The organism is Corynebacterium sp. MSK039 (assembly GCF_030232315.1).
GTDB lineage: Bacteria > Actinomycetota > Actinomycetes > Mycobacteriales > Mycobacteriaceae > Corynebacterium.
On the sequence record NZ_JASPJL010000046.1, the window covers coordinates 1 to 520 of the forward strand.

Annotated in this window: 1 rRNA gene; it reads right to left on the minus strand. The window is 53.1% G+C overall.

Annotation, left to right across the window (positions count from 1 at the left end):
* A 23S ribosomal RNA gene (locus tag QP997_RS09760) occupies positions 1-520 on the minus strand; the annotation flags it as partial.

Below are 520 nucleotides of genomic sequence, written 5' to 3' on the forward strand. Positions count from 1 at the left end.
TGTTGAGTTCCGCGGCTTCGGCGGTGTACTTGAGCCCCACTACATTGTCGGCGCAAAACCACTCGACCAGTGAGCTATTACGCACTCTTTCAAGGATGGCTGCTTCTAAGCCAACCTCCTGGCTGTCTAAGCGATCCCACATCCTTTTCCACTTAGTACACTCTTAGGGGCCTTAACCGGCGATCTGGGCTGTTTCCCTCTCGACAACGAAGCTTATCCCCCGCTGTCTCACTGCCGTGCTCTCACTTCACGGTATTCGGAGTTTGGCTGATGTCGCTAAGATAGTAGTCCCGCTAAACCAACCAGTAGCTCTACCTCCATGAAGAAACACACGACGCTGCACCTAAATGCATTTCGGGGAGAACCAGCTATCACGAAGTTTGATTGGCCTTTCACCCCTACCCACAACTCATCCCCTCAGTTTTCAACCTAAGTGGGTTCGCGCCTCCACGACGTCTTACCATCGCTTCACACTGGTCATGGGTAGATCACTCCGCTTCGGGTCCAGGACATGCCACTA